We start from the raw sequence: 574 nt of genomic DNA, 5'->3' as shown, positions 1-574 counted from the left end.
CGGCGCCGGTGACGTGCGCGCAGTGGAGTAAGCCCGCGGGGGCGAGCACCAGTTCGTTGACGTTGCTGTCGGGTTCGACGCTGCCGTTGGGTGAGGGTGTGCGCACGCTGGATCTGGTGGGCGCCGGGGTGGGCGGCACCGCGGCCCGCGTGGCCCTGACACCCGGCCTCGGCTATGTCGCCCAGGCCGTCGGGCAGGCACCGGCCTCGGAGCCGGCGGGATCGCTGTTCTGGATCTCCGACACCGGTGTGCGGTACGGCCTCAGCAATGAAGGCGGCGCCGGCGGTGACGGTGACGCAGTCTCGGCGTTGGGTTTGAGTGGGCCGGTGTTGCCGGTGCCGTGGTCGGTGTTGTCGCAGTTTGCGGCGGGGCCGAGTCTGTCGCGGTCTGATGCGTTGTTGGCGCATGACGGGTTGGCGCCGGATCCGCGTCCGGGTCGTCGTGTGGTTGGTGAGCTGGGCGTGGTGTCGAATGTGGGAGAGTCGCGATGAGTCGTTTGATTTTTGAGGCGCGTCGTCGGTTGCCGGTGCCGCCGGTGGATCGGGGTGCGATCACGGTGGAGGCGCCGCCGGAG

General features: G+C 70.0%; 2 protein-coding genes. Both read left to right on the top strand.

What is annotated here, in order from left to right; genetic code table 11:
- A partial coding sequence (locus LI92_RS21435) for a type VII secretion protein EccB (RefSeq protein WP_192830109.1) occupies positions 1 to 491 on the top strand: 491 nt, incomplete at its 5' end.
- Positions 488 to 574, top strand: an 87-nt coding sequence (locus tag LI92_RS24695; protein ID WP_502691494.1) for a hypothetical protein, incomplete at its 3' end; no start/stop codon positions are given. The genes LI92_RS21435 and LI92_RS24695, both read left to right, overlap by 4 nt.

It is taken from the genome of Mycobacterium sp. UM_Kg1 (assembly GCF_000972925.1).
In the GTDB taxonomy this organism is placed as follows: Bacteria; Actinomycetota; Actinomycetes; order Mycobacteriales; family Mycobacteriaceae; genus Mycobacterium; species Mycobacterium hiberniae.
This window is presented reverse-complemented; position numbering and strand designations above follow the sequence as displayed.